The sequence below is a fragment of the Mitsuaria sp. TWR114 genome (assembly GCF_007997345.1).
The window spans coordinates 1-3,456 of sequence record NZ_VOSR01000252.1 but is presented as its reverse complement, the minus strand read 5'-3'; the positions used below and the strand labels follow the sequence as shown (position 1 = coordinate 3,456).

Annotated in this window: 3 protein-coding genes and 1 pseudogene; 1 reads left to right on the top strand and 3 read right to left on the bottom strand. The window is 70.1% G+C overall.

The window, feature by feature from the left end; translation table 11 throughout:
• Positions 1–630 (top strand): glycosyl hydrolase 53 family protein (locus FUT87_RS10870; RefSeq protein ID WP_186830473.1); only part of this gene is annotated, 630 nt, incomplete at its 5' end.
• Positions 631–639: 9 nt separating this feature from the next.
• On the opposite strand, the gene malG is transcribed toward FUT87_RS10870, so the two are convergent.
• From malG to FUT87_RS28635, 3 genes and pseudogenes are all read right to left on the bottom strand, one after another.
• On the bottom strand, positions 640–1,518 hold the full coding sequence (malG, locus tag FUT87_RS10865) for a maltose ABC transporter permease MalG (RefSeq protein WP_255511768.1): 879 nt from the start codon (positions 1,516–1,518) through the stop codon (positions 640–642).
• 31 nt (positions 1,519–1,549) lie between these two features.
• The gene (gene malF / locus FUT87_RS10860; protein ID WP_147241018.1) at positions 1,550–3,091 is read right to left on the bottom strand and encodes a maltose ABC transporter permease MalF; all 1,542 of its coding nucleotides are present in this window, start codon (positions 3,089–3,091) and stop codon (positions 1,550–1,552) included.
• A pseudogene (locus tag FUT87_RS28635) lies at positions 3,091–3,456 on the bottom strand (hypothetical protein); the annotation flags it as partial. The gene malF and the pseudogene FUT87_RS28635, both read right to left, overlap by 1 nt.

Sequence of the window (3,456 nt, the reverse complement as noted above, 5' to 3'; positions counted from 1 at the left end):
GCCAGCCACTCGTTCACGCAGTTGATGAGCGACGTCTACGCGCACACGCAGGGCATCCTGAGCTACCTCAAGACCAACGGCGTGACCGTCGACTACGTGCAGGTCGGCAACGAGATCAACAGCGGCATGCTGTGGCCCGACGGGCAGGCCTCGGGATCGAGCTTCGCGAACCTGGTCAAGCTGATCAACAACGGCAACGACGCGGTGAAGGCGGTGTTCCCCTCGGCCAAGGTCATCCTGCACCTGGCCAACGGCCACGACAACGCGGTGTTCCGCTGGTTCTTCGACGGCATGAAAGCCAACGGCGCACGCTACGACGTGATCGGCATGTCCCACTATCCGACCTCCAGCAACTGGAGCAGCCGCAACGCGGCGCTGTCGACCAACATGGCGGACATGGTGTCGCGCTACGGCAAGCCGGTGATCGTGGCGGAGACCGGCATGGACTGGCAGCAGGCCGCCGCGTCCAAGGCCATGATCGCGGACCTGCTCACGCGCGTGTCCGCGCTGGGCGCCAACGGCCTGGGCGTCCTGTATTGGGAGCCGCAGGCCTATCCCGGCTGGCAGGGCTACACCTGGGGCGCGCTCGATGGCTCCGGGCGCTTCACCAGCGCGATGGATCCCTTCTGATCCCAGGCCTCATGACTTGACGCCCCCCGCGGTCAGGCCCGCGACGAGCCAGCGCTGCATCAGCAGGAACATCAGCGTCAGTGGCAAGCCCGCGAGCAGGGCCGTGGCGGCGAAGTCGCCCCAGAGGTAGCGCTGGTTGAACAGGAACAGCCGCGATCCCACCGCCAGCGTCAGCTGCTGCTCGTCGTGCAGCAGCACCGAGGCGACCGGGTATTCGATCATCGCGCCCAGGAAGGCCAGCACGAACACGACCGCCAGCACCGGCTTGGCCAGCGGCAGCAGCACCAGCACGAAGGACTGCCAGCGGCTCGCGCCGTCGACCGCGGCGGCTTCCTCGAGGTCGGGCGGGATGCTCTCGAAGTAGCCCTTGACCAGCCAGATGTGCTGCGCCACCGCGCCGGTGTAGGCCAGCGCCAGGCTCCAGTGGCTGTTGAGGCCCAGCCACGGCACCCAGTCGCCGAGCCGGTCGAAGATCGCGTAGATCGCCACCAGCGCCAGCACCGACGGGAACATCTGCAGCAGCAGCATCGCCGTCAGCGTTCCGTCCCGGCCGCGGAAGCGCATCCGCGCGAAGGCATAGGCGCTGGTCACCGACAGCGCCAGGCAGGCCGCCGCGCTCACCAGCGCAACCTTCAGCGAGTTGAAGATCCACTGCAGCACCGGGAACGGCGGCGGCGTCACCTGGCCCTGGGCGTCGACCACGGGCAAGCCCAGCGCCAGGCGCCAGTGCTCGAAGCTGATGGCCTTCGGGATCAGGCTGCCGCCGGCGAAGTTGCCGGGCCGCAGCGAGATCGACACGATCATCAGCAGCGGCAGCAGGCTGAGCACCACGAAGGCGATCAGCGCCGCATGCAGCGCCCAGACGCGCCAGCGCTGCGAAGAGGTCATCACCATCGCCATGACGAAGCTCCCGCCCGGCTCAGCGCCGGGTCGCTTTCGCGCCGCCGAAGCAGCGCAGGTTGACGTAGGCCAGCAGCGCCACGATCACGAACACGATCGAGGAGATGGCGCAGGCGAGCGCGTAGTTCTGACCGCCGTCGTTGAACGCGATGCGGTAGGTGTAGGACGCCAGCAGGTCGGTCGCGCCGACGGGGACCTGGGTGTCGAGGTAGTCCGGCGCGCCTTCGGTCAGCAGCGCGATCAGCGTCAGGTTGTTGAAGTTGGCCGCGAAGGAGGCCACCAGCAGCGGCGCCATCGGCCGCGCGATCAGCGGCAGCGTGATCCGCAGCAGATTGGTCACCGGGCCCGCGCCGGCCAGCGCCGAGGCCTCGTACAGGTCCTCGGGGATGGCCTTCAGCAGGCCCATCGCCAGGATCATCATGTACGGGTAGCCCAGCCAGGTGTTGACCGTCAGCACCATCGCGCGCGCCAGCGTCGCGTCGCTGAACCAGCCCGGTCGCACGCCGAAGAGCAGGTCCAGCACCAGGTTGATCTCGCCCAGGTTCTCGTTGAACAGGCCGCGGAAGACCGGGATCGAGATGAAGGCCGGCACCGCGTAGGGCAGGAACAGCGCCACGCGGTACGCGCCCCGGCCCTTGAGCGCGGGCCAGCTCAGCGCCACGGCGAAGAACAGGCCCAGCGCGAAGGTCAGCAGCGTGTTCAGCGACGCGAAGCTGACGGTCCAGACGAACACGCGCACGAAGGGCTCGAAGAAGCTGCTGTCGCCGAAGATGCGGGCGTAATTGGCGAATCCCACCGTCGTGCGGAAGCCGGGCTCCAGCGCCTGGCCGGACGCATCGCGCCACACGCCCGCGGCGTGGTCCGCCGTGACGATGCTGCCGTCGCGCAGGTCGCGCAGCCGGTCGGCGTCGATCGGCGCGTAGCGTTGCGCCTGGTCGGTGATGCGATGCAGGCTGGACAGGCGCCATGGGCGGTCGTCCGGCGTGCGCAGGACCAGCGTGCGCAGCTGCGGCAGCAACTCGACGAGCGCGCGCGGCGGCAGCGGTTCGCCGGGCAGCGGCTGGCCGTCCTCGAGCGCGCCGAGCATCACCGTCGTGCCGGCGACCGGCGCGCCGGGCGCGGGCAGCGTGAAGCGCGCGCTGAGCCAGTCCTTGCCGTCATCGTCACGCAGGCGCGCCTGGTAGCGGGCGGCGGCGCCCTCGCCCTCGCGCAGCAGGCTCAGGTCCATGCCCAGCCCCTCGCTGTCGGTGCGCTGCAGCAGCGCGTCGGTCGCGCGCTCGAAGGACAGCAGGTGGGCCGAGCTGTAGTTGGTGAAGGCGATGCCCAGCGTGAAGGCCATCGGCAGCACGATGAAGACCAGCACCGCCGACACGCCGGGCATCACGTAGCGCCAGGCCTGCAGGCGCTTGCTGAACTGCAGCAGCACCAGCAGGCCCGCGACGCCGAGCACCGCCATGGCGGCGAGCGCGTCGTGCGCGCGCAGCAGCTGCTGGCACAGGAACAGCAGCCCGGCCACCGCGGCGAGATTCAGGGCATGCAGCCCGAGGGCGAGCGCGCGCATCACGACGCCTCCTTCGACACCTGCCCCGCCACGCGCCGCGAGGCGCGGGCGAGGCCGTCGGCCACCGTCTCGCGGCCTTGCGTGATGCTCTGCACCGCGGCGTTCATCGCGGTCCAGAAGCGCGCCATCTCGGGCACGTTGGGCATGGGTTCGCCCAAGGCGGCGGCCGCGGCAGTGCCCTCGACCAGCGCGTCGCCGCGCAACTCGCCCAGCAGCGCCTCCGCGCGGCGGCCGATCGCGCCCTCCAGGCCGCCCAGGTCCTCGTAGGCCGACCAGGCCAGCACCTCGCCCGGCGCCCGGTGCAGGTAGAGCTGCTGCAGCGTGTACTGCAGCAGCGGCAGCGCGTCCGGGGCCTGCATCGCATC

Coding starts and splice junctions, on each gene's coding strand:
- malG (WP_255511768.1), bottom strand. CDS start 1,518: ATGACCTCTTCGCAGCGCTGGCGCGTCTGGGCGCTGCATGCGGCGCTG.
- malF (WP_147241018.1), bottom strand. CDS start 3,091: ATGCGCGCGCTCGCCCTCGGGCTGCATGCCCTGAATCTCGCCGCGGTG.